This is a genomic window from Bradyrhizobium sp. USDA 10063, assembly GCF_054063735.1.
This window is the reverse complement of sequence record NZ_JBSSGP010000002.1, coordinates 2,588,788-2,614,944: the sequence shown is the minus strand read 5'-3', so window position 1 is coordinate 2,614,944 and position 26,157 is coordinate 2,588,788. Positions and strand designations below refer to the sequence as shown.

Genomic DNA, 26,157 nt, shown 5'->3' with positions numbered 1-26,157 from the left:
GGGAACATTGGCGCCGTCTTCCCACGAAACCATGCGTCCCTCAACCGTCCGGATCACTGAATTTGGGGGGAGAAACAGTTGAAATGGCCCGACTCCCTCTGTAGACCGGCGTTGCCAGACCGAGAGGGCTGCGGCTATGGTCCGCGCCTTCCGGACCTGGAATTGGGGCGTAGCCAAGCGGTAAGGCAGCGGATTTTGATTCCGCCATTCGGAGGTTCGATCCCTCCCGCCCCAGCCAGCGCTTAAGCTGCTGTGTCGGCCGAGCGATCGCTGCGGCCGCTCCGTCGTTCGTTGAGTGCCGCGATGGCGGCCAGAAGCTGCGGGATGGCCGATCGTGCCCTCGCTCGCAACCACTCGGCTTGCGATGTCTTCGAGGGCTACGCTTTGAAGTGGCACGGCGCTCCAGGGTCTGCACGAAAAGCGCCAGCGCCGATTCTACGGCTTCACCGCCTTGCGAGAGCCGATAGAGCTAGCGAGCACGGTAGAAATCACTGAGACCGGACACCCGCGCGGTGTCAGGGTGCTACTCCAGGTAGGCCTTCTCGGCGCTGACGTGCCTGAAAAGTTCGGCCGGATCGCTTACGGCTTGCATAGGCAGTCTTCTCGATATTCCGATGGAGATCCGCAACTTGCGCGATAGGCTAGTCTATTTTCCCACCCGCCGCAGGGTGCCTACTTAAAGAGGCGTTTTATACAAGGCATTGCGGTCAAATTCGGTTCATCGCGAGATTGGAGGAAAACTTCTCGCGGCCTGGCAGACAGGCATTCGAGACAGTCTTGGCTTTCCGAGAGCGGCGCTCGTGTAGCGAGCCAAGGGTTGGCTTCTAGGGGGGGAGTTCAATCCGCGGTGGATTATGGTCTCGGTGGGGGTGTTTAGCGATTGGCCAGGAGCTAGGATCGGCCATCAAGATCGTCGAGAGACCCAACTCCTGTTGAACCTTGAACGGAAGGTGCGTCGATGAGATCGATGCACCGTAGCTGCGGACCCTCCTGTGAAATCGAACAAAGAAGCCAAGCTTTCTCGCACCCACGTACCCGTTGATCTATCGCCGGCCGAATGGCAGCGCGGTTTGCGCCGCCAGTTTGGCCGCGAGCAATCCTTCGTGCTGGAAAATCTCGGCAGCGAGCCGTTCTTCTCCGAGTTTCGGGTCACCAATCCCGGTTCGAAATCGAGTTACCGCCTGGCGGTACGTGGCCTGGGACCGGGAGGGAACTTCTGCTCTTGCCCCGACTACGCAACAAATGAGCTGGGGACCTGCAAGCATCTCGAGTTCGCGCTCGCCCAATTGGAGAAAAAGCGAGGCGCGAAAGCGGCGTTCGCACGCGGCTACCAGCCGCCGTTTTACCGAGCTCTATTTGCGCAATGCAGGCCAACGCCGCGTGCACTTCCGCGCCGGGACGGATTGTCCGCCGGCGGTGAGGATGGCTGCCGATCGCTTGTTCGATATGAAGCGCGATGGAGCCCTGGCGGACGATCGACTTGGCGAGGTCCAGCGCTTCATGGCGTTGGTGTCGAAGAGCGGTCACGAGTTTCGCGCCTATGACGATGCCCTCGATTTCATTGCTGGGAGGCAAGACGCCGATCGTCGAGCGTCGAAGCTCGATCGATTGTTCCCACGCGGCGCCGACGCCCCCAAGCTGCGAGGACTCCTGAAGGTGGCGCTTTATCCCTATCAGGCCGAGGGCGCGCTGTTCGCGGTTAGGGCCGGTCGGGCGTTGATCGGCGACGATATGGGATTGGGCAAGACGATACAGGCAATCGCCGCAACAGAAATACTGGCCCGCCACTTCGGCGTATCGAGAGTTCTGGTGATTTGCCCGACATCGCTCAAATACCAATGGCAGAGCGAAATAGCTCGCTTTTCCGGGCGGCGAGGCAAACACGCGGCGCGCGTCATGGTTGGCGGGCGAGCGCAACGGCAGAACGACTATGGGCTCGACGACTTCTGCAAGATTACGAACTATGAAAAGCTGCAGCCCGATCTCGACCTGATCGCTGCCTGGGCGCCCGAGCTGGTCATCGTCGACGAAGCTCAGCGGGTAAAGAATTGGAACACGGTTGCAGCGCGAGCCTTGAAGCGCATCGACAGTCCGTATGCGATCGTGTTGACCGGAACGCCCCTGGAGAACAAGCTGGAAGAATTGATCTCGATCGTGCAATTCGTCGATCAGCACCGGCTGGGCCCAACCTGGAAGCTCTTGCACGAACATCAAGTCAAAGACGAAGCCGGCCGCGTCACCGGTTACAGGGGGCTGGAGAAGATCGGCCAGACCCTGGCGCCGATCATGATCCGCCGGCGGAAGTCGGAAGTGTTGCAGCAACTGCCGAGCCGGATGGACCAGAACGTGCTGGTACCAATGACTGAACCGCAAAAGCTTTATCATCAGGAAAATGCGGACATCGTGGCCCGGATTGTCCAACGCTGGCGCAAGACCAGATTTCTTTCGGACAAGGATCAACGGCGCCTGACCTGTGCCCTTCAGAACATGCGCATGTCCTGCAACAGCACCTATCTGCTGGATCAGCAGACCGACCACGGCGTCAAGGCCGACGAACTGGCCGCGCTGCTCGAGCAGTTGTTCGTGACGCCGGAGGCCAAGGCCGTGGTCTTTTCGCAATGGACCCGGACCCACGACATCCTCATCAGCCGCTTGGAGGCGCGTGGGATCGGCTATGTCAGTTTCCATGGCGGCGTGCCGTCGGAAAAGCGGCCGGAGCTCATTCATCGCTTTCGCGACGATCCCGCCTGTCGCGTGTTCCTGTCGACCGATGCCGGCAGCACGGGTCTCAATTTGCAGCACGCTTCGACACTGGTGAACATGGACCTGCCATGGAATCCGGCCGTGCTCGAACAACGCATCGCACGCGTCCATCGGCTCGGCCAGGCGCGTCCGGTTCAGGTCATCAATTTCGTTGCGAAGGGCTCGATCGAAGAGGGCATGCTTTCGGTGCTGGCATTCAAACGCTCGTTGTCGGAAGGAATCCTCGACGGTGGCAATGGCGAGATTTCGCTCGGCGGGTCGCGACTAAACCGCTTCCTCAAGGACGTGGAAAGTGTCACGGGAACCATGGGCGCAGGCGAAGCCATCTCCCCTGCCGAGGAGACGGGAGAGGTCGATGGCGCCGCCAGCGGACGATCGGTCGGCGCGGTCGATGCAGATCCAGTTGCCGGTGCTGACGACGTGGCGGTCGCGCTGGCTGGCGAAGCCGGACAGCGGTTGCGCGACGCATCTCCTGATCCATGGCAATTGCTGCTGCAGATCGGTGCACAGTTCATTGGCACCATTGCGGCCGCGAACGACTCCGGCTCGGTCGCGCGTTCATGGATCGAGCGTGATCCGCGCACCGGCGCGCAAACCCTCAGGGTTCCGCTGCCGCCACCGGAGATGGCGGGGCAACTGGCCGATATGCTCTCGGCAGTAGCCGAGAGTTTGCGTGGACGGTAGCCACCATCCGCCACGGAGGATTGCCGTCTATTTGGCCCCAGCCAGTTGAAATCACTCAGCAATCGCACTTGGTTCAGGGCCTTCATTCCGAACGTTTTTCTGCCGCCCATTCTGAACGTCTGTCGCCATTTCGTTCGCCAGCCTGTGCGCATGCCGCTTGCTGTTGCTGCCAGCACGCGCGCTTTTCGGTGCGCTTGGCGTCGCCGATGCAGCTCCGTATGGGAAGCTATTGTCTCATGGATGGAGGCGTGGAGACACCGACGACAACGCTTTGCTCGAGCTTGTTCCCGTCAGCGTTCCGGCAACCCGAGCTCGAGCAGCGTCTGGATGGTCTGCTTGGCCATCGCGAGAAAAGTCGGGCTGGCATTCTGCGTTGGCAGCCCGATGTTGAGCGCCGTCGAGCCGGGCCGCAGCGCCATGGCTTTGGCCATCGCCGTCCTCGCCTCGTCCGACCGGCCCATGCGCTGATAGGCCACGGCCAGCAGCATATAGGGCCGTCCCGACGCCGGCGTGATGGCGATCGACCGTTGTAGCCAGGATACGGCTTCCTCGTTGCGGCCCATGAGCAGGGTGGTCCATCCCGCCCCAAGCAGCCAGGTCCAACGCGACACCTCCGGCGTGTCGAAGCGATCGGCCTGCTCGAACGTTGCCAGCGCGTCCTCGAAGCGCCCCAGTTGAAGTTGCGCCAGGCCGATATGATAGAGAACGAGCCCGTTCCAAGGATCAAAGCTCAACGCCTTGGCGCAGGCCACCAGGCTTTCAACGAACTGGTTGGTCGCGGTCAGGAAGCGGCAATAGGCTTCCAGCACCGGAATGTAACGTGGCGTGGTCTGCCGCGCGCGCTCCAGCAACGATCCGGCGTTACGCTCCGCCGCCGCGCGCTCGGCCGGCTCGTACCACGCCATCTGAATCCCGCGGAGCTGAAGCGCGGCCAGCGCGACGTGCAGCTCGGTATTGTCGGGCTCGGCGGCGAGCGCTTTTTCCAGCATCGTCTGCGCGGTGGCAAAACGTTCGCGCGTCGTGCGATTGATCGAGGCTGTCGCTTGCTCGATCGCAACTTTGGCGTCGCCGGCCGCGGCCGGATGAGCGCCGGATTCCAGAAGCGCGTTAAGGCGCTGTGCCAGCGCATGACCTGCTCCCGCGGCAAGCCGCGATTGCTGCAATTGCAAGTCCGGCTCGGTTACATCGACCGAAACGGTGGCGACGGACTGGACTTCGCCGGTGGCGGTCCGGATCATGCGCGCCCGCAAGATCCACGATTGCGGGCCTTTCTCCAGTTCGCCATTCAAGATGAAGTCCGATTGGACCGAAGGCGTGGATGTCGGCGCCGTTGTCGCCGCAACCGGCCGCGGAGCGACCACGCGGATATTGTCGACCCTGGCCAGACCATCGGTCAGGCGGTCCGTGACGGCCGCCGCCATGCCGGCGCCCGTGGGGTCGTTGCTCGCATCGACGATTGGCGTCACCGCAACGGTTGGCGGCGATTGTTTGAACATCAGATCGGGCCGAAAGGTCGGAGCGGCCACCGCAAATCCGAGGATCACGCAGACGGCCGCTGCGGCGGCAGCCACCGGCCTGCGCAGGCCGAATAGTCGCCGCGGTGTTGTAACCTCCACGGGCTCGGCGCTCGCGATGGGCTCGGCGCTCGCCTGCACGGCGGCGGCTGACCGCTCGATCGACACCTCGGCTGTGAACAGGTAGCCGCGGCCGGACACGAGCTTGATTGTCTGGCGCCGGTCATCGCCCAGCGCGGTGCGAATTTCGCGGATGCACTGGAACAGGCTGTCCTCGCCGACGTGAACGTTCGGCCAGACCGCCTCCATCAGCTCTTCCTTGCTCAGCACCCGGCCCGCATTGGCGGCGAACAGCTGCAGCATCTCAAGCGCTTTCGGCCTGAGCCTGATCGCCTCGCCATCCGGACCGCGCAGCTCGGCGCGCTCCCGATCGAGCTCAAATCCGGCAAAATGAAACACCCGGCCCCCGGCCCCAGAAACTACGCCAAACCGCCGCAACTATCGGAAAATCCGTCTTTTGGCAGCCTGTTCAGAAAATATCAGAAAAACTTCAGAACGCCACGGGCGCCGCTTCAGGACGCCAGGCCGCCTCCATGGGACGGTTGCGGCTCGCCTTTCGGCTTCTGCGGACAGCGGGCCGGCGGGCGGGGCGGGGCGAGGCGGTGTTGCGAAAAGCATGGGATCGGCTCGGGGCCACCGGGTACCGGCGCACCGATCTCGCCCCGTTTTGGGCCAAAGACGCTTTTCATTCCTCTTGGACGGTGAGACCGTGCTCAGCTTTACCACCGATGACATCGACCCTGAGCATCGCTTCGATCATTGGCGCGAGGTGCGCGGAAAGAGCCTGTTCGGTGTCACGATCGAGCTGCCGACTGAGCGCCGCATGGATTTTCGTGGGCGGTTTTCCGCTGTTGATATCGGAGGTGCGATCGTCTCGCGGATGCATGCCTCGTCCTATCGGGTCAGCCGGACCAGCGGCGATATCGCGCGCATGCCGGCCGACAGCCTCTGCATTGCGTGGCAGGCGCGCGGGGCCGGCTGGATGGATGTCGGCCGGGGGCGGGGGCATCGCGTGGCCGACGGTGACATCGTCATCAACCATTCCGACACCCCCTTCGAGGCGACGCCGGAGCGCTCCGACGGTTTCGACTTCCTGATGCTGAAGATCCCCCTGAGTGGCGATGTTCTGCTGGGCGCGCCGGCCCATGACCTTTTCGCGGCGACGCTGTTGCAGAAGAGTCCCTTCTTCAAGGCACTCTCGGCGCTGTTTCATGCGTTGACGCAGGAGCCGCGCGATGTCGCCGATCCCTCGGTCGAGATCACGCATATAGCGCGGCTCGCGATGCTGGCGCGGGGCCGCCTTTTGCCTGGAATGCCCGAGTGTCGCGCGGCGCTGCGCTCCGGGTTCTATTATGCCGCGCGTGACATTCTCGGGCGCGATCTGGATCAGCCGGGCTTGTCGCCCGCGGCGGTAGCGCAAGAGCTCGGAATATCGCTGCGGCAGGTTCATGTGCTGTTCGAGCCGACGGGGCTCTCGTTCTCGCGAACGCTGACGGCGATGCGGCTGCGCAAGGCCGGCGAACTGCTGATGGCGGCGCCGTCACGGCCGGTCGCGGATATCGCCTATGCCTGCGGCTTCGATAGCCTCGCAACATTTTATCGCGCGTTCCGAAATTCCTACGGCATGACGCCGCGCGACATGCGCGTTCGCGCGAACCGCGGGTGAGTGGCTGCGGCCGCTTGGCTGCAATGGCGCAGAGTTACGGTGGCGCTTGCGCATCAAATCGAGAGCGTGCGCGCATTGAGAAGACAGCTCGCTACCGATTCTGTAAACGCCCGCAGGCATTTGGATTTTTCGGATCATTCCCGAGAGAGGAATGGCCGAGCCGTTCAGGGCCACTTCTTGCTGATCATCGGAATTTTCATCACCAAAATATTTTCAAATCGTCCGATCTCAAATAGAGCTCTTCATGAGGCGCACCGTCGGCATTGCGGTGCGCCGCTCGTCGATCCCTGTGCTTTCGAAAATGTCGGCTAGCTCTGCTACCGGATCATGACGCGCGCGGACTGAGCGACCACATCCGCAACGACGTGCAGCTTGGCACCGGCGACGTCACGGCCAGCGGCCCGCAAGGCCGCTGGATGCGACCGGCTGGAATGCGCTTGACATAATAAAACTCGATCGTATCATTTCTCGGGTTTGTCGCGGTGAGCCGAGACTCCCACGCAAAACGTATCTTCAGCCACCGTCCTGGTCCTTGCCCACATAGATGGCGCCCATTCAACGAACAGTCGCGACATTGTGAGCCGGTTCGCACACACCGTTACTAAGCCAATTCATGAGAATCGCCGAATGACTACATGCCTTCTCCTCACGAATGGTCGCTGTGCATGAGACCCAGAATTCCATTGCCGTTTTCGGCACTGCTCCTTCTCTCGCTTTCTCTCCAAGAGGCCGCGGCGCACGCAATCGTGATCAAGTCGTCGCCCGCGGCCGACGCGGTCATGCCGGCTGGCAATGCGCCGATCCATCTGCAGTTCAACAGCCGGATTGATCATGAGCGTTCAAAAGTGACGCTGGTCGGCCCGAGCGGGGCGCCGCAGCGGCTCACACCGGTGGCCGACTCGGCGCCCGACGCGCTGGATGCGGAGGCAAGAGGTCTCAGCCCCGGCGCCTGGCGTCTACGCTGGCAGGTGCTGAGTGTCGACGGCCACATCACACGCGGCGATATTCCGTTCACCGTGCGATAGCCTTGTCCCTGTTTCTCGACATTTTCGGCTTCCTGTCCGTCGTTCTGCGCGGTCTGATTCTCACGAGCCAGACTTTCACGCTCGGCACGCTTGCGTTCCTGCTTGTGCTGCTGCGACCGCTGGACTCCTGGCTTTCCGCCGAGAGCGCCAGGATTGACGGCCGTTGCCGGACGTTTCTCCTTATCAGCTCCTTCCTCCTGGGCGTCTTCACGCTTTGCTCGCTCGTACTCAATGCCGTCGCACTTGTCGGCACGCTCGAGCTTTCGTGGATGGAGGCTGCCGGAGCCAGTTTCGTACGAGCGGACCTGATGATCGCCGCTTGCGCCTTCCTCATCGGTCTTCTCGCAAGAACGTCGTGGAAAACACCACGACTTCTCTTTCTTGTTGGCCTCGCTGCCTTGATCTTGATCGCACAGCTTTCGGTCACTCACGCAGCGAGCCGTCTCGAATTGCGATGGCCCTATCTCGTCTCTGGCGGGCTGCACATGCTCGGTGCCGCAGTCTGGATCGGAGGCCTGCCGTGCTTCCTGATTGCGCTCAACTTCTGTCGCGATCCGGTTGACTGGAAGCTGATCGCACGGCGCTATTCCGTGATGTCGATGGCTTCGGTAGGCGCCATTATCGTTGGCGGCGTCGTGATGGCGTTCGGCTATGTCGGCTCCTTCCAGGCGATCTACGGCACCGCCTATGGCGTCATGATGGGCGCGAAGGTCTGCCTGTTGTTGATGCTGCTCGGCCTGGGTGCTTTCAACTTTTTTACCGTCGACCGGCTGCGGCGCGACGCTTCAACGCCGATCATACGGCTGAAGCGGTTCGCCGAGGTGGAGATCGGGATCGGCGCGGCTGTGATCTTTGCGGCCGCCTCGCTGACGTCATTGCCGCCGGGCGTCGATCTGGCGCAGGACCGGGTGAGCTGGTCCGAGATCGTTGAGCGGTTCACGCCGCAATTCCCAATCCGCCTGTCGAGCCCCAGTTACGACAAGCTGACCGTCGCAGAATTGCAGGCGAAGATTGCCGCGGCTGATGCGCAACGGACAGCGGCGCCGCTGGCCTATGTCCCGGGCGAGGGCACGATCCTGCCTCGCAACGCGGCGGATGTCGCCTGGTCCGAATTCAATCACCATTGGGCCGGGATCTTTGTCGTCCTCATCGGCCTTCTCGCCCTGATCCAGCATTTTCGTTGGGGCCGGTGGGCGAGGCACTGGCCGTTGCTCTTTCTTGCCATGGCAATGTTCCTGTTTTTCCGTGCCGACGAAGCGGCGTGGCCGCTCGGACAGTTCGGCTTTTTCGAATCGCTGCGCGATCCGGAGATCGCGCAGCATCGTATCTTCGTGCTGCTGATCGTCATGTTTGGTCTGTTCGAGTGGCGCGTGCAGGTCGGCGGGCTCAGGAACAGCAAGGCGGCCCTGGTGTTTCCGCTGACCACCGCGATCGGCGGCGCACTGCTGCTCACCCACTCCCATGCCATCGCCAACATCAAGGACCAGCTCTTGATCGAGATGAGCCACACGCCGCTGGCGCTATGCGGCATCCTCGCCGGATGGGCACGCTGGCTGGAGCTGCGTCTCGACGGCAAGGCAAGCCGGATCGCCTCCTGGATCTGGCCGGTGGCATTCATCCTCGTCGGGCTGATCCTGCTCGATTACCGGGAGGCTTGACCGCCCAACGGCAAATCAGCGTTTCTCGGCCGTCGGTAGACTTGCTTGGCACGGCGCTGTGGTTGAATAGACTGGACCAGTCGAGATGACCTCGCGGCATCGTCTGGGCAGTTGTCTTGCAACCGGATCGCGCGGGACGGAGCCGAGCCATATGAGTTTCCATTCGATCTACCGCCACGGCTTTGCCCGGGTCGCCGCCTGCGTCGCGGTGTCCCGCGTCGCGGATCCGGCTGCCAACGCGACCGCGATCATCGAGACCGCCAACGCCTGTCACAGGGAGTCGGTGGCAGCAGCGGTATTTCCCGAGCTGTGTCTCTGCGGCTATGCGATCGAAGATCTGGTCATGCAGGATCCGCTGCTGGACGCGGTGGAGCGGGGGCTGGCGCGCATTCGGGCGGCATCGGCCGAACTTATGACGGTCCTGATCGTCGGTGCACCGCTACGTCATGGGGCTCGGATCTACAATTGCGCGGTCGTCATTCATCGTGGCCGCATTCTCGGCGTCGTGCCCAAGACGTACCTGCCGACCTACCGGGAGTTCTACGAAACCCGTCACTTTGCCTCCGGCGCGGGATTGCGCGGGCTGGACATCAAGATTGGCGACCTTGGCGCTCCCTTCGGCGTCGATCTGCTGTTTGAGGCGGACGATGTTCCGGGACTGACCATCGGCGTGGAGATCTGCGAGGACATGTGGATCCCCGTGACGCCCGGGGCGGAACTCGCGTTGGCCGGGGCGACCGTGCTCGCCAATCTTTCCGGCAGTCCGATCACGATCGGCCGGGCGCTTTCGCGTGATCTCTTGTCGCGATCCTGCTCCGCGCGCTGCCTTGCCGCCTATGTCTATGCTGCGGCGGGAATCGGGGAATCGACCACCGATCTGGCCTGGGATGGCCAGACCTCCATTTTCGAGAATGGCGTGCTGTTGGCGGAGGGTGAGCGCTTCCGGCAGGACGGACAGATCACGATCGCCGACATCGATCTGGATCTGCTGCGTCAGGAACGCTCCCTGATGAGCACCTTCGACGACAATCGAAGGCAGAAGAGTGCCGGCGCGTATCGGAAGATCGGTTACTCGCTGCGGCCTCCGATGACGGATATCGGATTTGCGAGGAAGGTCGAACGTTTCCCGTTCGTGCCCAGCGATCAGAGCCGCCTCAATCAGGACTGCTACGAGGCCTACAACATTCAGGTCGCAGGTCTTGTGCAGCGGCTGCGGGCCATCGGCACCAAGCGCGTGGTGATCGGCGTGTCGGGCGGGCTCGATTCCACCCACGCCCTGATCGTTGCCGCCAAGGCGATCGATCTTCTGGGACTGCCGCGATCGAACATTCTCGCCTACACGCTGCCGGGCTTTGCGACCGGCAGCGAAAGCAAGGCCAATGCTTTGGCATTGATGCAGGCGCTGCAGGTGAGTGCCGGCGAACTCGATATACGCCCGGCCGCGACGCAGATGCTCCGGGACATCGATCATCCCGCGGGGCGCGGCGAGCCGGTCTATGACATCACTTTCGAGAATGTGCAGGCGGGGTTGCGGACCGACTATCTCTTCCGCCTCGCCAATTATCGCGGCGGAATCGTGATCGGCACCGGCGACCTCTCGGAGCTCGCGCTCGGATGGTGCACCTATGGTGTCGGCGACCAGATGGCGCACTATAACGTCAACGCCGGCGTGCCGAAGACGTTGATCCAGCACCTGATCCGCTGGGTCATCGCGACGGCACAATTCGACGATGAAGTCGCAAAGACGTTGAATGCCATTCTCGCGTCAGAGATCTCGCCCGAGCTGGTGCCTGTTCAGGCCGGGGAAACGCCGCAGAGCACCGAAGCGGCCGTGGGGCCATATGAGCTGCAGGACTTCAATCTCTTCTATACGCTTCGATTCGGCTTCCGGCCGTCGAAGATCGCGTTCCTCGCCTGGCATGCCTGGAACGACGTCGCCAAGGGCGAATGGCCGGCTGCGTTTCCGACCGACCGGCGCAAAGCCTATCAGCTTGCCGATATCAGGCGCTGGCTCGAGGTCTTCCTGCGGCGGTTTTTCGCCTTCAGCCAGTTCAAGCGTTCTGCGATGCCAAACGGCCCCAAGGTTTCGGCGGGAGGCTCCTTGTCGCCCCGCGGCGATTGGCGCGCTCCTTCCGACGCCAGCGCGGCAGCATGGTTGGAGGATCTGGAACGAAACGTTCCGTCCGCCTGATGATGATAGGCACCGCTGGCCCTGATTTGCGTTGTTATTGACCGAGCTCAATGCCCCGACAGCGCAAAATGCGCTGAATGAAGCTATCTATCTGCAGATGCCGGCATGTTCTTGAGAAGGTCGACCGATGCCCAGGAGCAAGCAACGCGGTTCCTCACGGAAAGCAGGTTTCTCGACCCGAATCGGGCCGGTAAGGACGCCGATCGGCAATGACGTCGTAAGTTCGGCTCGAAAATCCGTCAAACCATCGCTCACCAAGCCTTTTCATGTTGCCGTCGACCGGCAATTGAAGTCCGAGCACGAAAGCTACGAGGCCGCCGAGAAGGCCGCGATTGAGATCAAGAAGCGACATCCCAAGCTTCATGTGACCGTGTTCGACGCCAAGGAGCAGCGGCACACGCCTATCGAGTTGCCGGCGACGGCGAACGACCGGCGCAGCCCCAATCACAATCGACACGGCAATGCCGCGACGCCGCGCAAGGCGGCCGCAACTGAACGCCGCCACTGATGCGCGGCGCCTCCATTGCCGTTGCGTGGTTACCGATGTGAGCCATCTGCCTAGAGCGGCTGTTCAAATTCCTCCACGGAATGCCCGAATTGCGACAGGCCTTCTTCCAGATAGTCGCCGAGCAACGGCATTCCCAGAAGATATTCCGCCGTGCGCCTGTTGTGCGCGTGAGCGGCCTCCGCGCGAAGGTCGTCCCACTCATCGAGATCGCCATCGCCGCGGCCGAGCCACGCAAGCGCCACCAGGTCGATCTGTTCGTCCTCGTTCAGGCCGCGGATCACCGCCGTCAGTTCGCCACGGACGGGATCGTCGCGATGATCCTCGAGAACCGAAAGCATGGCATCGTCGCTCGGGTTGGAGCCGGGCTTCGGGTCGGTCACCGCATCCTTGACGTCGAACTGCCGCGCCTTCGCGAGGATCGCTGCGACCTTCGCGGAGGAAATGGCAAGTTGGGGGATTTTGCTCATGGCGGACCTCCTGGCTGAGACCATCGATGATTAGCCACTCTGTGGTAGTGTTCCTTGATGCGGGTCAAACCCGGCGGTGGCGCAGGATACTGAGATGGACCTTTGGCCAGTCCTGCAATCGCTCGCGCTCCTGACCTTCGCGAACGGTACGCCTGTCATCGCAAAGAGACTATTTGGGTCCCAATTGGCCTTCCCTCTGGATGCCGGAGTGCATTTCGTTGACGGCCGCCCGTTGCTGGGTCAATCGAAGACGATCAGAGGCGTCGTCCTTTCCGTGGCCGTCACCGCGGGGGCCGCGCCGGTAGTTGGCGTGAGCGCCGCCACGGGCGCGCTGGTGGCATGCCTTGCCATGCTTGGCGATATCATCTCCAGCTTCATCAAACGTCGTCGCAAATTGCCGTCCAGCGCCCAGGCGATCGGGCTGGACCAGATTCCGGAATCGCTTCTGCCCTTGGCGGTCTGTCAGAACGCGCTGTCGCTGACATGGGTCGACATCATCGTCTGTGTCGGCATTTTTCTGGTAGGGGAGCTGCTCATCTCCCGCGTGTTGTACTTGCTGCACATCCGCGATCAGCCTTATTGAGGCTCGAGGTCACAGACCTGCGAGCCACGGCTGGCTAGAAGCCATCGCTGATGATGTCGCCGATGTGACGGATCGTGAAGCCGCGATCCCTTGGGACGATGGCGACCCGAACGCACTTCATCAGGTGAAAGAGGGCGACAGGTCAATTGGAGTAAACGCGATGCGTTCTTTCTTGGCCCTGGTCCTGCTGATCACCCTGTCTGCATCGGCCAGTGCGGCGATGGTGCATCACCACTTCGAACCGCGACATGTCATCGTTCCGCCCGGCCCGTTCTACGCCGTTCCGGGTTGGGCCTACGAAGCGCCCCGGCCGCCGGTCCACTATGACGACACGCCGAGCTACGACGATCCGTCCAAGTTTGGCGGCGGCACGGCGCTATAAACGGCCACTGGTCTGCGGCGCTTAATTGCTCTTCTGGAGTGCAGCCGTCTGCTTGGCGAGCTGTTTGTCGAAATCCTGTTCGAGCCCTGTCACGTAGGTTGCCAGCTCGCCAGGCTTGACGAACGGGTTCGGCGCGCCGTCCTTCATTTGCGCGCGCTTCGCCTGCATGCCGTAGACTTCCGGGTGGGGGCCGAGCAGCACGTCGATCTTCATCGCCTTGGCCCTGGCGAACGTCGATCGGTAATCGTCGGCGATACCGGGATAAGTCGGATTGCCGACCAGTCTGTTGAGCGCGACCGTCCCGCTGCAGAAGAACAGCACATCGCGGTCCTGGTTGCCGTCCTTGACGGTCATTTCCCAGCTCGTGCAGCCGGGCGAGTGGCCGGCGGTGGCGTGCGCCGTCAACGTCGTGTCGCCGAGCGTGACCTTGTCGCCTTCCTTGACGGCGCGGTCCACCTTCACAGGGGGGAAGCCGAGGTCGGTGTTTTTCTCGTCACCGGGATAATATCCTCCTTCCAGCAGGGGCTTGTCGCGTTCGCCTGCAACGAGCTGGGCGCCGGTCTCCTTCTTGATGTCGGCAAAGCCGCCGGTGTGATCGAAATGCGCATGCGTGTTCAGGATGTATTTGATGTCGCCGAGCTTGAACCCGAGTTTGGCGATGTTGTCCTTGATCATGCCGGTGGACTGCGGAAGCGCCGTGTCCATGAGGATCAGTCCCTGCGACGTCTTGATCACGTAGACCGCGATGCCGTCGGTGCCGACGTAGTAGATGTTGCCGATCAGTTGAAACGGCTCGAACGGCGTGGTCCATTTCTTGGTGACCTGCGCCATGAAGTCCTTGACGGTTTGCGCCTGCGCGCCGGTGACGATCAGCGCCAAGGCGCACAGCGCGGCTGTGAGCGTCCTCATGATTGCCTCCCTTTTGTTTTTCGTGGTGTGCTGAAGGACGTACGTTAGCGGCGAGCGCCGAAGGCAAACGGAGAAGCGCCGGGCAGCAAGGACGAATTGATGTCGCTGTCGATGCGCCCCGACTGCTGGGTGTAGCCGACGCCGAATGACAGGCTGAGATTTGATGCCGGCTGGATTTCAATGCCCGCATGCGCGCTATAGCCGGGCAGCGTGCCGGACACGGAGTCGAACGGGGCGAAGGGGCTGCCGATGCCGGTGTTATATTTCAAGGTGTCGAAACCGGCATAGACCGTGAGAGGCAACCCGCCCGCGTTCTTGAAGCTGTAGCCGAATTGCACGCCTTCAGTATAGAGCGAGCCGAAATTGCCAAAGGCTGCGTTCTGGTTGATGCCGCTGAAGCCCATGCCGCCGCGTTCGCTGCCGACGAACCAGCCGTTCGGAAAATTGTAGCGCGTATAGGAAAAGCCGCCGCCTCGAGCGTCACTGCCGTCGAAGCTCGGAAAGTTGCCGTAAGTGTTCGAACTCTGGTCGGCCGTCACATTGTCGAACCCCAGGGGCCAGCCTGGAGTCCAATATGTCATGGGCGCAACTTGCGCGTGGGCCGTTCGCCCGCCGAGACAGAGCGCCGCCAATACGAATGCGAGACCTAATCTGACTGAGAAAACGAACATCCGCGCTACCGCCAAGTGCCTCCAAATTATACGCTGCGGGTATCAAGAAGGCCAGTGCGCCGCCGCTTGCCGTCGCATCGCAAGATCTCGTTCCGATACATCTGGTGTGAAAAGCACGGCCTCACCACGTGGAAAACGGACCCGCGAACGGTGGGCTCCAAAATGGCCGGCGATCGCGTGCGCGCGCATAGGGAAATTCGCTCGCCGGAGCGCGTCGTCGCATCTTGATTCCTCCTTGCGGCTCGCCGCTCATGAGGACCACGAAATCCGTTCCTTTCCCGGTTTCGGAACTCAACCCCTCGTCGGTGATAATGATGGACGAGCGCGGTGCTACCCCGGCGATGCGATCCACTACGTCCTGTGGAATGACAATCCGGTCGAGCGCGGCCGTTGCGCCGCCCGGTTCCGTCTTCTTTGGCTCAACCTCGCGACCTTTATGCCCGCGCGCCGGATCGTGAGGTTCGACCGTGCCGACGGGCGGACGGCTGCTTTCCAGTGAAACGACACTCCATCGAATGCCGGTGCCGCCGCCGGCCTGCTCCATGGCGGTGAAGATATGCGTGCCAATCGGACGGTCGGCGTCCTGGATGGTGACCGGACTCTCCAGGATGGGCTCGAATGCTCGCCGAACATAAAGCCGCTGGGTCTTGCGGCTGATCAGCACCGATACCGGCTCGAGCTCGCGCGCCGCCTGGCGGGCTGCCTCGGCTGCCGCAATCCGTGCGTTCTCCGCGGCGAGGGCGGCCTCACGCGCAGCCGTGACGGCATCGAGCTTTGGTTGCAGCTCCGCCTTTGCCGCAGTCCATTGCTCCTGCAACTCGGCCACTCTGGTGACTGCCTGCGCCTTGGTGCGCTCAGCCTGTTCTTTCGATTCGGCTGAGGTGGCGGAGCCAAGCGCAGCCTCGGCGGCGGCCAGTTGCGTCTCGGCTCTGCGCTTCAGATTCTCCGCAACGCGCACCGGCATCGTTGCCTGTGTGGACTCCCGGTAGGCCTTCGCGGCGGCGGTCCTCGCCTGGTCCGCCTTTCCGGTCGCCTCGTCGGCCTCTGCGCGACGGGCAGCGGCCAAAGCGATGACATCCGGCTTCGGCTTAAGCAGAGCCGGATGGGCAATCTCGATCGGCGCCACATCGGCCGGTGCCACGATCACACGCAGGCCTATCCTTGTGTCCCCGAACAGACGCTCTGCGAAATCGAACGGCATCCGCACGCAGCCATGGGACGCGGGATAGCCGGGCAGGGGACCGCCATGCAGTGCGATACCCGACCAGGTGATGCGTTGCATGTGCGGCATGTAGGCATCGTCATACAGGTTCGAGTAGTGCTCCGCTTCCTTTTGGATGACGGTGAATATCCCGGCAGGCGTTTCGCGTCCTCTCTGGCCGCTCGACACCGGCGCGCGCAGGATCCAGCCATTGGCGTCATAAACGGTGATCCGCTGGTCCTGAAGCGAAACGATCGCCATGATCGGTTCGCCGGCGATGCGCGACTCGACGGATTCGACCCGGCGTTCACTCCGGCCGCCCCTGGCGTCCGCGTCATCCCCAGGTGCGATCAGCGCGGCGAGAGCGGCGATGACAAGATACGCTGGCCGCCGCCATCCCTGGTTGCGCCTCTGTTTCACAAGACGAGGAATCATGCGCATTCCATCTGCCGCACCAGCCTGCTCGGCGCGAACTCATATGGTCCTTGGGACATTCGAGCGGCACAATTGAGGAATTCGGCAGAGCCTGCCCGCGTCGTTAGAGCGCATGCTTGAATAGGGTTAGATCGTTCTCCCCTTCGACGCTTTTGCGTTTTTTGTGCGTTTCGCCACGCTGCGATCGACGCGCATGACCAGTTTGGCGCGCTTTTTCATATCTGCTTCCGCGTGGCGAACGTTCGTTCCGCGGCGAGCGGTATATTCCTTGCCGTCGATCGGCGCCACATGCGGGGGATCTCGATCGAGATACGGCCGCCCGATGCCGAACTCCTTCCCGTGTACATCGACCCATTTCCAGAGGGTCTCACTGGCAATCCATCGCTGCGCCCTTGTCGTGCCTTTGACGCTCACGATATCGGCCGCAAGCCCGTGGCCATAGCCGCCGCGGAGGCTTCCGCCATGGTACGACCTGTTGCTTGCCGCCTTCAGGCCGCTTGCGATCGCTTGACGATAGTCATCGCGGAACGCGCTGGTGATGCCAGGCGACAGCCCGGCTTGCTCCGCCGCGTGAAGCGTATGGAACAGCTTCAGCTTGAAGCGCCGATCCATGCCTCCGATCACGTAGTCCATCATCGGCATGCCGGCCCTTTCCGCCGCCTTCGGATCCTTCCACGTAAAGTCCGCATCGACGAGCCTGGTAAAGGTTCTGGTGACAGTCACCGTCTTGCCCCTCTTCCTGACTGTCACTTTCCTCTTCTCATACACCTTGTTGGTGTCTTCCTTGGGCGTCCGTTGGTAGAGCGCCCACAGGTATCGGTCGACGCAGATGTCCACCACCAGGCACTCGTCGAGAATTTCGATGCGGCTCGCGGTCGCCCCGGCGTCGTTTGGTATCGGGTCGGGCGTGTTCGCTGGCACCGCCTCCATGGGCGCGCTATCGGGCGCCAACGTCTGCGACGCATCGGGCAGCGCGGCTTCGACGATGGGTTCCGGCTCATCCGAGGCCGGCGTCGGATCGGTGATCGTTCCCTTCACCGCCTCCACCGCCGCCGCCACATCGGCGGCCGCGACAGCGACGCCGCCTGTTGCGGTCGTCCGCGGCGCGTCAGCCGGTTCGGCGTTGGCGGTAGGAGATGATGGTGCGCGGTGGTCCTCGATCGCCACCGCTCCGGCATTCTCGATACTGGCCGAACCTAAGCCACCAAGCGATGCGACGACCCAACCTGCGAGAACGACCGTTCCGCATAGCGCCGGCGCCACCGTCGCAAATTGCCGCGGGTTCATGTCCCGTAGCCTCCAAAGGGCTCCACTTGAGCCAAGCTGCCCAGCCAAGCGACAGTGCTGATTTTTTGGACCAAGATGTGGACGCGCAATGGCGGAAATCGCAGGTTGTGATCTTTTCTTGGAACTGTTGCCCGACTGCAACGCGCCGCTGGAAGCGGGCAGGGCGATTTCGTGAGCTTGGCAGGCAGCAAAATGCTGCGCTCTCAGACAATACAAATTAGATTCTAGTCAAACGGGAGAAGTGAACGCACGCACCTGCTACAGAGCAACGGCCCGCGCTTCTGCAAGGAATGGCTGGAGTGCCGGATTGAGATTGCCCGGCCGCCAGACAACCACGTGCTCGATGGTAGGGGCTTTTTCGAGCTTACGGTGGACCAGATTCGCAATGCCTAGCTGCCCCATCGATTGCGGCACCAGGGCAACGCCGAGGTTCTCCGCGACGAGGTTCACGATCGTCTGCTGAAGCGCAACTTCGAGCCTGAAGGTCGGCTCGAACCCGCCGGAACGACAGTAGCCGACAATCGCCTCGCGCAGCATCGGTGCCACGTCGGTGGGGGTAGCGATCAGGGGCTCGCCATTGAGCTGTTTGGCGCGGATCACCGCATGGTCCGCGAGAGGGTGGCTGGCGTGCACTGCCAGGCACAACCGCTCGCGATGGATGGTATGCGTCTCCAATCCGCGAACGGGGCCGGGGTTGAACATGATGGCCGCATCGAACCGCCCAGCCAGCACAGCATCTGCCAGGGTGGCGGGAACGACCTCCCGCAATTCGACGCGCACTCCGGGATGCTTGGCCATGTAGCGCCGCGCCAGGCCCGGCAGGACGGTATAGGCCGCGTGCATCATGAAGCCGATGGAAAGCTCGCCCAACTCACCGCGCTCAGCCAGACGCGCGTTGCGACAGGCCTGGTCGAAGCTGATCAGCACCGCACGTGCGTCTTCCAGAAAGCGTCGACCGGCATGGGTCAGCGTCGCACGCCGCGAATGACGTTCGAACAGGCGGGCGCCGAGTTCCTTTTCCAGCGCTGCGATCTGGCGGCTCAGCGGCGGTTGGCTGATGTGAAGGCGCTCGGCCGCGCGCCCGAAGTGGAGCGTCTCGGCCAAGGCCACGAAATAGCGCATTTGCCTGATGTCGATCATGATACCGATAAGGTATGGATAGGGATGCCAATCGGTATTGGATGATATCACAGCCGCTGGATAGAGCTAACCGGCAATTTTGAAGCCAGGCTCTCGATGCTCTCGACCCTCACCACCGTTCTCCCCATTTTCGCGCTCATCTTCGCTGGTTGGCTCACTCGCCGGATCAGCGTCCTCGGCCCCCACGCGTCCGCGGAACTGAACCGCTTCGTGGTGTACCTTGCGCTCCCGGCCTTGCTTTTCGACGTCGTCGCCCACGCACAATGGACCGATGTCTGGCAGCCGGGTTTTATCGCGGCGTTCGGCATCGGCGCGGCGCTGGTCTTCGGCCTGACAATTGCCGTTCGTCTGCGTCGCCCGCGGCACCTGGCCGATGCCGCGATCGATGCCCTGAATGCGGGCTACGCGAATGTTGGCTTTGTCGGTTTTCCGCTGGCGCTGGTGGCGCTTGGCCGCGAAGCATTGGCGCCGACGCTGATTGCCACGATCATCACGGTCTGCATCCTGTTTGCGATCGCCATCGTGCTGATTGAAACCGGCCTGCAAGCCGAAAAACGACGCAAGCATCTTTTCATCAAGGTGGGCGGTTCGCTGCTTCGCAATCCCCTGCTGGTCGCCCCTGTCCTGGGCGCGATCTTTCCGCTCGCCGGGCTCAGTGTTCCCGGCCCGGCAGAAAGTTTCCTGAGATTATTGGGCGGCGCGGCCTCGCCCTGCGCGCTGATCGCGCTCGGACTATTCCTCGCAGCGAAGCGGGAGACCACGGAGCAGGACATCGGATCGACGGCTCTGCTCGTCGGCTTCAAGCTGGTCCTGCAGCCGGCCGTCACCTGGGTCATGGCGACCGCCGTGTTCGGCCTCTCACCGTTGCTCACGCATGTTGCCGTTCTGCTGGCAGCTCTCCCGACCGGGACAGGACCCTTCATGCTGGCGGAGTTCTATCAGCGCGAGGCGGATATCACGTCCAGCGTCATCCTTGCTTCCACTGCCGCATCGGTTCTGACCGTGAGCGGGTATCTCGCTTTGGCCGGATAGCCTCGTCGCGCGGTATCAAAACGACCCGAACACGCCGCCGATCGCGATCACAGCGGAAAGAGCGATAACGGAGCTCACGATTCCGACCATCACAATGTCGAGGTAGCTTTCGCGATGCGTCAGGCCGCAGATCGCGAGCAAGCTCACGACGGCGCCGTTGTGAGGCAGGATGTCCAGAGTTCCCGCGCCGATCACGGCCACGCGATGCAAGATCCCGGGATCGATCCCCGCCTGCGCGGCAATCTCCATGTAGGTCTGACCCAGCGCATCGAGCGCGATCGTCAGGCCGCCGGAAGCTGACCCCGTCAACGCCGCAAGCATATTTGTAGCGACGGCAAGCGACACCAGCGGGCCGCCCTCAATCCCCAACACCCAGTCCCGCACCATGCCGAAGGCGGGGAGGGAGGCAACAACAGCGCCGAAGCCGACGAGACTCGCGACACTCAGGGCGGGCAGCACGGACGCATTGGCACCGGCATCCATGGTTCGCCGCAGCGCGGGCAGTCGCGTCCAGTTGCAGAGGATGACCGTCGCAATTGCTGCCGCCAATGCGAGGATAACCGACCAGACACCGGAAACGGCCGATAGCGACGTGTTTCCCCAACGCTGTTCGGCCAGGAATGAAAAGTCGAGCCGCGGCAAGACGAGGAGCGACATCACGAGATTGACGGCGACAACGACGATCAAGGGAAGGATGGCGTTGAGAACCGGGGCCGCTGCTTCGCTGTGGTGCCCGTGGCGGATTTCCGCCGGATCGAATTCCCGCGCGGTTGTCGCCCGTTCGCGCACCAATTCGTCGTCGGCTGCATGTTCGGGAGTTGTCGGTGGCGCGTCGCCGTAGCCCTCGTTTGCGCGCCGCGCGGCTTTCTCGGCGCGAAGAAGCCACCATAGCCCGACGCCCAGCATGATCATCGACGCAATGAGGCCGAGGCCCGGCGCGGCAAAGGGCGTCGTACCGAAGAAGGGCATCGGTATGGCGTTCTGAATCGACGGCGTGCCGGGCATCGCCGACATGGTGAAAGTCGAGGTGCCGAGAATGACCGCCGCAGGCACGACGCGATGCGGAATCGCCGCTTTGCGGAAAAGCGACTGGGCCATCGGAACGATCACGAAGAATGCGACGAAGAGGCTGACGCCGCCATAGGTGACCAATGCACCGGCGAGCACGACGGCAAGGATGACCCGGCGTTCACCCAGACTGCGGGTAATGAAGTTTGCGACCGCCACGACCGCACCGCTGTCGTCCATGAGCTTCCCGAAGATGGCGCCAAGCAGAAAGATAGGAAAGAACTGCGCGAGGAATTCCGCCGCGCTGCCCATGAACGTCTGCGTCCAGTTGGCGAGCAGCGGCTGACGATCGAAGGCGGCGGCGATCAGCGCGGCGACCGGCGCGAGCAACAGCACGCTCCAGCCGCGGAAAGCGAGCCAGATCAGCAGACCAAGCCCGACAAGAATGCCGAGAAGTCCCATGCCCTCAGCACTCCGCCAGCAGGATGTCGAGATCGGCGGTCGAACGCAGGCCGAGATCGGCGCCGTGCGTGTCGAGGAACTCATTGGCGGCTCGCCGCCCTTCCTCGCGCAGCTTGGAGACGAACGCCCATTCGGCGTTGAGCTTGGATGACGCGCCGAACGTCGCCAGCATGTCGCTCTTGATCCGGTGCGTCTTCATCTGTGCCCACCGGGCGCCCTCGCCAGTACCGGGGTCGGCGACCTGACGAAGAAGCGCGATCATCCGCAGTTCCTTCGCCAGCGGCGAATTGAATGAAATCTCGTTGAGGCGGTTGAGGATGTCAGCGGCGGTGCGTGGCTGCTCCGGCCGCTCGGTCGGGTTGATCTGCACGATGATGGTGTCGTGCGCATCCGTCTCGCGAACAAGCGGCGTGATCGTGGGATTGCCTGCGTAACCGCCGTCCCAGTAGGGCTCGCCGTCGATCTCGATGGCGCGGAACATCGTCGGCAGGCAGGCGGACGCCAGCAGGACATCCGCATTGATCTCGGCGTTGCGGAAGATCCGTCCGCGACCCGTCCGCACCCGCGTGGCGGTGACGAAGAGCTTGATCGGCGCGCGGGCGAGACGCTCGAAATCGATGGCCTTGGCCAGTATCTCCCGCAGCGGATTGAAGCCGAGCGGATTGAGGTCGTAGGGCGACAGCACCCGCGACATCAAATCGGTAAAGAGATAGGCGGGAGAGGTGTCCAGCGACCATCGTCCCATCAGGCGGTCGAGTGGCGACCGTTGCAGCGGGCTGAATGCAGCGGCGCGCGAGACGCTCCGCCAGTATTTGTCCAAGGCGTCGCGAGCCCCGGCAGCGCCGCCCTCGGTCCAGCCGTCCGCCAGCACCGCGGCATTCATCGCCCCGGCCGACGTCCCGGATATGCCCGCAATTTGAAACCACGGCTCTTCAAGAAGCCGGTCGAGGACACCCCAGGTGAACGCGCCATGCGAGCCTCCGCCCTGGAGCGCCAGGTCTATGAGCACCGGACTTCGGTTCATGAGCCTTGAGTTCCGCGGCATACGGGAGGCTGACTATGCCGCAGGTAGCTGGTACATGCGAGACAAACTTGTGGTCGATGTCGCTATCCGACAACCGACTTCGCTTGGCTGCGCTCCCTCTCCCGCTTGCGGGAGAGGGTTGGGGTAGGGTTGGGGTGAGGGTGTCTCCGCATTGGGACTCCCCGAGTGGAGAGAGCCCTCAGCCGGCGCGACGCGCCGACCTCTCCCGCAAGCGGGAGAGGTGAAATCAATCCGCAGCCGCTTCAACCTGGTCGGCTCGCGCTCTAGCACGCAACTTCCGTGGCGCAGTCAAGGCCAGGCCGCGCTCGCTCGGACGATAAACTAGTTTGGTTCAGTCCATTTGCGCCAATTGGTCGGATGAATGTCAGCGTGCGTTCCGCCCGAACGATCGACCCAGTTGGATCCATCCCTGCGGCAGGGAAAGGGAAGCGCATGGACCATGCCATCGTAATTCAATGTACAGATTTCGAGATCTTCGTCAGAGGGGGCTGTCGAAGCGGATTGCCATTCGGCTGAAACGGAATGCATGGTCAACCTCCAGCAATGTTGCAGGCGAGCACGTCACCATTTTCGCTCGGTCACGATGGCCAGATGCAGCTCCGCCCCTCGAAGCAGCAGTCGCCCGGTCCTCCGTCCGGCTGCGATATATGAACATAGCATGACAGAGCCGACGTCGAATGTGAACCGGTTCGCAAGAATGCAAACAAACCGGGGGACTTCGGCTCAGGATTCATTCGGCCGCGCGAGGCAATGGAGCGCCCGACCGCTGGGCCGGAGCCGCCCTGACCTGGCGCGGCGGTCCCATCAGGACCGGCTGGAACAGCACGGCCGCGGCCATTGTGCATAGCAGCGCGAGCGCCATCATCTTGCCCATGCTCGACATGCCCGGATAGTTCGATGACCACATGCTTCCGAACGCCACGCCGGTGGTCATGGCGCTGAAGATCACCGCGCGGGTCAGGCTGGACTGCAGCAACCCCGTCTGCCCTTCGCGCCAGGCCATGATGTAGTAGATCTTGAACGCGACGCCGACCCCAAGCAGCAGCGGCAAGGCGATGATGTTTGCAAAGTTCATCGCCGTGCCGGTCAGCGTGCAGATCTCCAACGTGACCGCGCCGGCCAACAGCAACGGGATCAGCGTCAACAGCACGTCCGTGATGCGACGCAATGCGATCAGGAGCAGGATCGCGATGGCACCAAGCGCAAGCGCGCCTGCTTCAATGAACGCGTCGATGACTGTTCTGCCCGATTGATACAGGCTGATCGCGGGGCCGGTGGCCGAAGGCTCCGCGGCCGTGACTGCCGTCGCGAAGCGTTGCATCACGCTGTTATCCTGGGGGGCGCCTTTCGGCAGCGCCTCAACACGGGCCCGGCCGTCGGGCAGCAGCCAGCCGCGAACAAGATTGGCCGGAAGATTCTGGATGGTCACCGGTTGCGGATCGAGGCTGCTGCGGAGCTGGTTGAGATCGTGGTTCAACGATGGAACGAAGGCAGATTCGGCGCTTGTGCGGGTTGCGCCGTCAGCTTCCGCCAGGCGCGTCAGCAAGTCGGAAACGTGTCGCGCGGCTTCGCCAGTAGGCCCGGTCGCGGCGCCCGCGACTTTCGAGAGATGTTGCGCGGTCGCGCGGATGGCATCCACGGTGTCCTTATCCGTCGGCGCCGGATCGCGCGGCGGATTGAGGGCACCATGGAGGCGTGGCGCGGCGGCCTTGATGACGGCAATCTTCTGATCCTGATCATCAGGAACAAAGCTGTTGAGCGTCATGGTACGCGAGACCTCAGGCAGCGCAGCCAGCCGCTTTGCGATGCTGTCGGCTTCGCTCAGCGAGGATGCCAGCACTTCGGCATCGTCGCCGCTGGTCAGCGGATTGCCCTGCAGCTCGCGATACGTCACGACGGATGCGGCGTGCGGGTTCTGCAGGTTGATCGGGTTGAAATCGAACGGAAGGCGGGAGAGCAGCGGCGTTCCTGCGAGGACGACAAGGATGGTGCCGGCGATCACCGCGATGCGATGCCGCTGCAGGAAATCATCCAGCGGCGCGAGGCTGCTGAATCCGACTGGTGCCAGTTCTCCCGGCGGTTTCAGCAAAGCCAGCATCGCAGGGACAAGGGTGATGCTGCAGAGGAACGCAATCAACATTCCGCATCCGGCAATCAGACCCAGTTCGAAAAGGCCCCTGTAACTCGTCGGCAGGAACGAGAAGAAGGCTACGGCCGTGGCCGCGGCAGCCAGGGAGAGAGGGGCTCCTACCTTGCGCGCGGCCCGTCGCAGCGATTCCCGCAAGTCGCTGCACTCATGCCGTTCGGAGCGGTAGCGGACGCTGAACTGGATGCCAAAGTCCACGCCCAGCCCGACAAACAGGACGAAGAACGCGATCGAGATCAGGTTGAAGGCCCCGACCATCACGATGCCAAGGGCGGCGGTGACGGCGAGGCCCACGATCACGCTGAAAAAGACCGCGGTGACGATCTTCCACGAACGAAGCGCGAGCCATAATATGATCAGCGTACCGAACAGGGCGATCAACGTGTCGCGCAGCGCGCTTTGCCGGATGACCGAGAACTGGTCGTCGTTCATGGGCACCGTGCCAGTGAGCTGTACGTTGGCGCCGAACTTCTCGCCCAATTTCAAATCGGCAGCCGCACGACGGATGCCGTCCGTCGCCTTGCGGCCGGGTTGCAGCGCGGAGAAATCCAGGATCGGCTCCACTTCGATGAAGTGGCGCAATTGTGCCGGCTGCGGCTGCGAGCCCTGCACCAGCGCCTGCCATGAAAATGTCGCCGGCTTGCCGGCAAGCACGTCACTCAACGTCTTGTCGGCAAGCGAGAGCGGCCAGGCGAGCTGGTCTAGCTTGATGTCTCCTCCATCGACACCATCGAGCGCATAGCCGAGCGCCTTCGCCACGCCACGCAGGGTTGGATCGGCCGCGAGTGAGCCGATCAGAAAATCGGCGCTCGACAATCCCGTGATGGATTTCTTGACGCTGGGCAGCGGTTCGAACAGGAGGCCGTTACGCTGAAAGAATTCGCCTCCGTCCGGCTGAACCACCGTGTGGAACAAATCCGAGTGCTTGGCGAGCTCCTGCGTCAGGGCGCTCGTCGCCGCTTCGGCGTTTTCCGGTGTCGGTGCCGAGACCACGACCAGGATTCCCTTGTCCGGAAACGCCTCGGAAAGCGCCGACTGGCGCTGACGCCAGGGAAGGTTGTCCGAGATCAGCTTCTGCGTGTCGGTCGTGATCGCGAAACGCGTGACGTCATAGGCGAGAGCCGCGACTGCGAGCAGGATTCCAATGATGAGAACCCACCAGCGCCGCTGCGCACAAAAATCCACGACTCCGACGATTGCTGATTTCAACATGATGAATCGGCTTTCCCAACGCGCGCATCGTGATCTCGGACAACGCCCCCATCGAACGATGGGCGGCCAATTGAAATCCTGTCTACCGAGGTTCGCATGAGCGTTTCA

Annotated in this window: 20 protein-coding genes and 1 tRNA gene; 10 read left to right on the top strand and 11 right to left on the bottom strand. The window is 62.6% G+C overall.

The window, feature by feature from the left end:
* Positions 1-163 precede the first annotated feature (163 nt).
* Positions 164-238: transfer RNA gene (locus ACVJGD_RS14750), tRNA-Gln, on the top strand.
* Positions 239-242: 4 nt separating this feature from the next.
* On the opposite strand, the gene ACVJGD_RS14745 is transcribed toward ACVJGD_RS14750, so the two are convergent.
* Entirely contained in the window at positions 243-350 is a 108-nt protein-coding gene (locus ACVJGD_RS14745) for a hypothetical protein (RefSeq protein ID WP_456635021.1), read from the bottom strand.
* Between the two features lie 1,072 nt (positions 351-1,422).
* On the opposite strand from ACVJGD_RS14745, the gene ACVJGD_RS14740 reads away from it, so the two are divergent.
* Positions 1,423-3,447, top strand: coding sequence for a DEAD/DEAH box helicase (locus ACVJGD_RS14740; protein WP_456635020.1), 2,025 nt, complete (start codon positions 1,423-1,425; stop codon positions 3,445-3,447).
* 290 nt (positions 3,448-3,737) lie between these two features.
* Here ACVJGD_RS14740 and ACVJGD_RS14735 read toward each other — a convergent pair whose 3' ends face one another.
* Positions 3,738-5,420, bottom strand: coding sequence for a winged helix-turn-helix domain-containing protein (locus tag ACVJGD_RS14735; protein WP_456635019.1), 1,683 nt, complete (start codon positions 5,418-5,420; stop codon positions 3,738-3,740).
* 310 nt (positions 5,421-5,730) lie between these two features.
* Between ACVJGD_RS14735 and ACVJGD_RS14730 the strand changes: the two genes are divergently transcribed.
* The 5 genes from ACVJGD_RS14730 (at position 5,731) to ACVJGD_RS14710 (ending at position 12,069) form a co-directional block, all read left to right on the top strand.
* On the top strand, positions 5,731-6,687 hold the full coding sequence (locus tag ACVJGD_RS14730; RefSeq protein ID WP_456635018.1) for an AraC family transcriptional regulator: 957 nt from the start codon (positions 5,731-5,733) through the stop codon (positions 6,685-6,687).
* Between the two features lie 683 nt (positions 6,688-7,370).
* Positions 7,371-7,712: a copper resistance CopC family protein gene (locus ACVJGD_RS14725; RefSeq protein ID WP_456635017.1), complete on the top strand. Its 342-nt coding sequence runs from the start codon at positions 7,371-7,373 to the stop codon at positions 7,710-7,712.
* A 2-nt stretch (positions 7,713-7,714) separates the two neighbouring features.
* Positions 7,715-9,370 carry a copper resistance D family protein gene (locus ACVJGD_RS14720; protein WP_456635016.1) on the top strand — a complete coding sequence of 552 codons (1,656 nt, stop codon included), beginning with the start codon at positions 7,715-7,717 and terminating at the stop codon, positions 9,368-9,370.
* A 151-nt stretch (positions 9,371-9,521) separates the two neighbouring features.
* Entirely contained in the window at positions 9,522-11,561 is a 2,040-nt protein-coding gene (locus tag ACVJGD_RS14715; protein WP_456635015.1) for an NAD(+) synthase, read from the top strand.
* 286 nt (positions 11,562-11,847) lie between these two features.
* The gene (locus ACVJGD_RS14710; protein WP_456635014.1) at positions 11,848-12,069 is read left to right on the top strand and encodes a hypothetical protein; all 222 of its coding nucleotides are present in this window, start codon (positions 11,848-11,850) and stop codon (positions 12,067-12,069) included.
* Positions 12,070-12,119: 50 nt separating this feature from the next.
* Here ACVJGD_RS14710 and ACVJGD_RS14705 read toward each other — a convergent pair whose 3' ends face one another.
* Positions 12,120-12,536, bottom strand: a complete 417-nt coding sequence (locus tag ACVJGD_RS14705) for a DUF3775 domain-containing protein (protein ID WP_456635013.1) — start codon at positions 12,534-12,536, stop codon at positions 12,120-12,122.
* Positions 12,537-12,630: 94 nt separating this feature from the next.
* Between ACVJGD_RS14705 and ACVJGD_RS14700 the strand changes: the two genes are divergently transcribed.
* Both ACVJGD_RS14700 and ACVJGD_RS14695 read left to right on the top strand, forming a co-directional pair.
* On the top strand, positions 12,631-13,119 hold the full coding sequence (locus ACVJGD_RS14700; RefSeq protein WP_456635012.1) for a CDP-archaeol synthase: 489 nt from the start codon (positions 12,631-12,633) through the stop codon (positions 13,117-13,119).
* A gap of 160 nt (positions 13,120-13,279) precedes the next feature.
* Entirely contained in the window at positions 13,280-13,501 is a 222-nt protein-coding gene (locus tag ACVJGD_RS14695) for a hypothetical protein (RefSeq protein ID WP_456635011.1), read from the top strand.
* 21 nt (positions 13,502-13,522) lie between these two features.
* Here the strand turns inward: ACVJGD_RS14695 and blaBJP are convergent, their stop codons facing one another.
* The 5 genes from blaBJP to ACVJGD_RS14670 all read right to left on the bottom strand — a co-directional run bounded on the left by blaBJP (position 13,523) and on the right by ACVJGD_RS14670 (position 19,144).
* Positions 13,523-14,410, bottom strand: a complete 888-nt coding sequence (gene blaBJP / locus ACVJGD_RS14690) for a BJP family subclass B3 metallo-beta-lactamase (RefSeq protein WP_456635010.1) — start codon at positions 14,408-14,410, stop codon at positions 13,523-13,525.
* Between the two features lie 44 nt (positions 14,411-14,454).
* Positions 14,455-15,081 (bottom strand): hypothetical protein, encoded by a 627-nt coding sequence (locus tag ACVJGD_RS14685; protein ID WP_456635009.1) that lies wholly within the window; start codon positions 15,079-15,081, stop codon positions 14,455-14,457.
* A gap of 121 nt (positions 15,082-15,202) precedes the next feature.
* On the bottom strand, positions 15,203-16,717 hold the full coding sequence (locus ACVJGD_RS14680) for a L,D-transpeptidase family protein (protein ID WP_456635008.1): 1,515 nt from the start codon (positions 16,715-16,717) through the stop codon (positions 15,203-15,205).
* Positions 16,718-16,843: 126 nt separating this feature from the next.
* Positions 16,844-18,004, bottom strand: coding sequence for a peptidase M15 (locus ACVJGD_RS14675; protein ID WP_456635007.1), 1,161 nt, complete (start codon positions 18,002-18,004; stop codon positions 16,844-16,846).
* Positions 18,005-18,262: 258 nt separating this feature from the next.
* Positions 18,263-19,144 (bottom strand): LysR substrate-binding domain-containing protein, encoded by an 882-nt coding sequence (locus tag ACVJGD_RS14670; RefSeq protein ID WP_456635006.1) that lies wholly within the window; start codon positions 19,142-19,144, stop codon positions 18,263-18,265.
* A gap of 96 nt (positions 19,145-19,240) precedes the next feature.
* Between ACVJGD_RS14670 and ACVJGD_RS14665 the strand changes: the two genes are divergently transcribed.
* Positions 19,241-20,176, top strand: a complete 936-nt coding sequence (locus ACVJGD_RS14665; RefSeq protein WP_456635005.1) for an AEC family transporter — start codon at positions 19,241-19,243, stop codon at positions 20,174-20,176.
* 15 nt (positions 20,177-20,191) lie between these two features.
* Here ACVJGD_RS14665 and ACVJGD_RS14660 read toward each other — a convergent pair whose 3' ends face one another.
* The 3 genes from ACVJGD_RS14660 to hpnN form a co-directional block, all read right to left on the bottom strand.
* The gene (locus ACVJGD_RS14660; protein WP_456635004.1) at positions 20,192-21,646 is read right to left on the bottom strand and encodes a GntP family permease; all 1,455 of its coding nucleotides are present in this window, start codon (positions 21,644-21,646) and stop codon (positions 20,192-20,194) included.
* 4 nt (positions 21,647-21,650) lie between these two features.
* Positions 21,651-22,670, bottom strand: a complete 1,020-nt coding sequence (locus tag ACVJGD_RS14655; protein ID WP_456635003.1) for a patatin-like phospholipase family protein — start codon at positions 22,668-22,670, stop codon at positions 21,651-21,653.
* A 751-nt stretch (positions 22,671-23,421) separates the two neighbouring features.
* A complete protein-coding gene (gene hpnN / locus ACVJGD_RS14650) occupies positions 23,422-26,049 on the bottom strand; it encodes a hopanoid transporter HpnN (RefSeq protein ID WP_456635002.1) in 2,628 nt (875 codons plus the stop codon).
* Positions 26,050-26,157: the final 108 nt, after the last annotated feature.

What these genes read in the sequence shown, in the direction of transcription:
- ACVJGD_RS14740 (WP_456635020.1), top strand. Translation starts at nt 1,423, where the DNA reads ATGGCTGCCGATCGCTTGTTCGATATGAAGCGCGATGGAGCCCTGGCG.
- ACVJGD_RS14715 (WP_456635015.1), top strand. Translation starts at nt 9,522, where the DNA reads ATGAGTTTCCATTCGATCTACCGCCACGGCTTTGCCCGGGTCGCCGCC.
- ACVJGD_RS14705 (WP_456635013.1), bottom strand. Translation starts at nt 12,536, where the DNA reads ATGAGCAAAATCCCCCAACTTGCCATTTCCTCCGCGAAGGTCGCAGCG.
- ACVJGD_RS14700 (WP_456635012.1), top strand. Translation starts at nt 12,631, where the DNA reads ATGGACCTTTGGCCAGTCCTGCAATCGCTCGCGCTCCTGACCTTCGCG.
- ACVJGD_RS14695 (WP_456635011.1), top strand. Translation starts at nt 13,280, where the DNA reads ATGCGTTCTTTCTTGGCCCTGGTCCTGCTGATCACCCTGTCTGCATCG.
- blaBJP (WP_456635010.1), bottom strand. Translation starts at nt 14,410, where the DNA reads ATGAGGACGCTCACAGCCGCGCTGTGCGCCTTGGCGCTGATCGTCACC.
- ACVJGD_RS14685 (WP_456635009.1), bottom strand. Translation starts at nt 15,081, where the DNA reads ATGTTCGTTTTCTCAGTCAGATTAGGTCTCGCATTCGTATTGGCGGCG.
- ACVJGD_RS14680 (WP_456635008.1), bottom strand. Translation starts at nt 16,717, where the DNA reads ATGATTCCTCGTCTTGTGAAACAGAGGCGCAACCAGGGATGGCGGCGG.
- ACVJGD_RS14675 (WP_456635007.1), bottom strand. Translation starts at nt 18,004, where the DNA reads ATGAACCCGCGGCAATTTGCGACGGTGGCGCCGGCGCTATGCGGAACG.
- ACVJGD_RS14670 (WP_456635006.1), bottom strand. Translation starts at nt 19,144, where the DNA reads ATGATCGACATCAGGCAAATGCGCTATTTCGTGGCCTTGGCCGAGACG.
- ACVJGD_RS14665 (WP_456635005.1), top strand. Translation starts at nt 19,241, where the DNA reads ATGCTCTCGACCCTCACCACCGTTCTCCCCATTTTCGCGCTCATCTTC.
- ACVJGD_RS14660 (WP_456635004.1), bottom strand. Translation starts at nt 21,646, where the DNA reads ATGGGACTTCTCGGCATTCTTGTCGGGCTTGGTCTGCTGATCTGGCTC.
- ACVJGD_RS14655 (WP_456635003.1), bottom strand. Translation starts at nt 22,670, where the DNA reads ATGAACCGAAGTCCGGTGCTCATAGACCTGGCGCTCCAGGGCGGAGGC.
- hpnN (WP_456635002.1), bottom strand. Translation starts at nt 26,049, where the DNA reads ATGTTGAAATCAGCAATCGTCGGAGTCGTGGATTTTTGTGCGCAGCGG.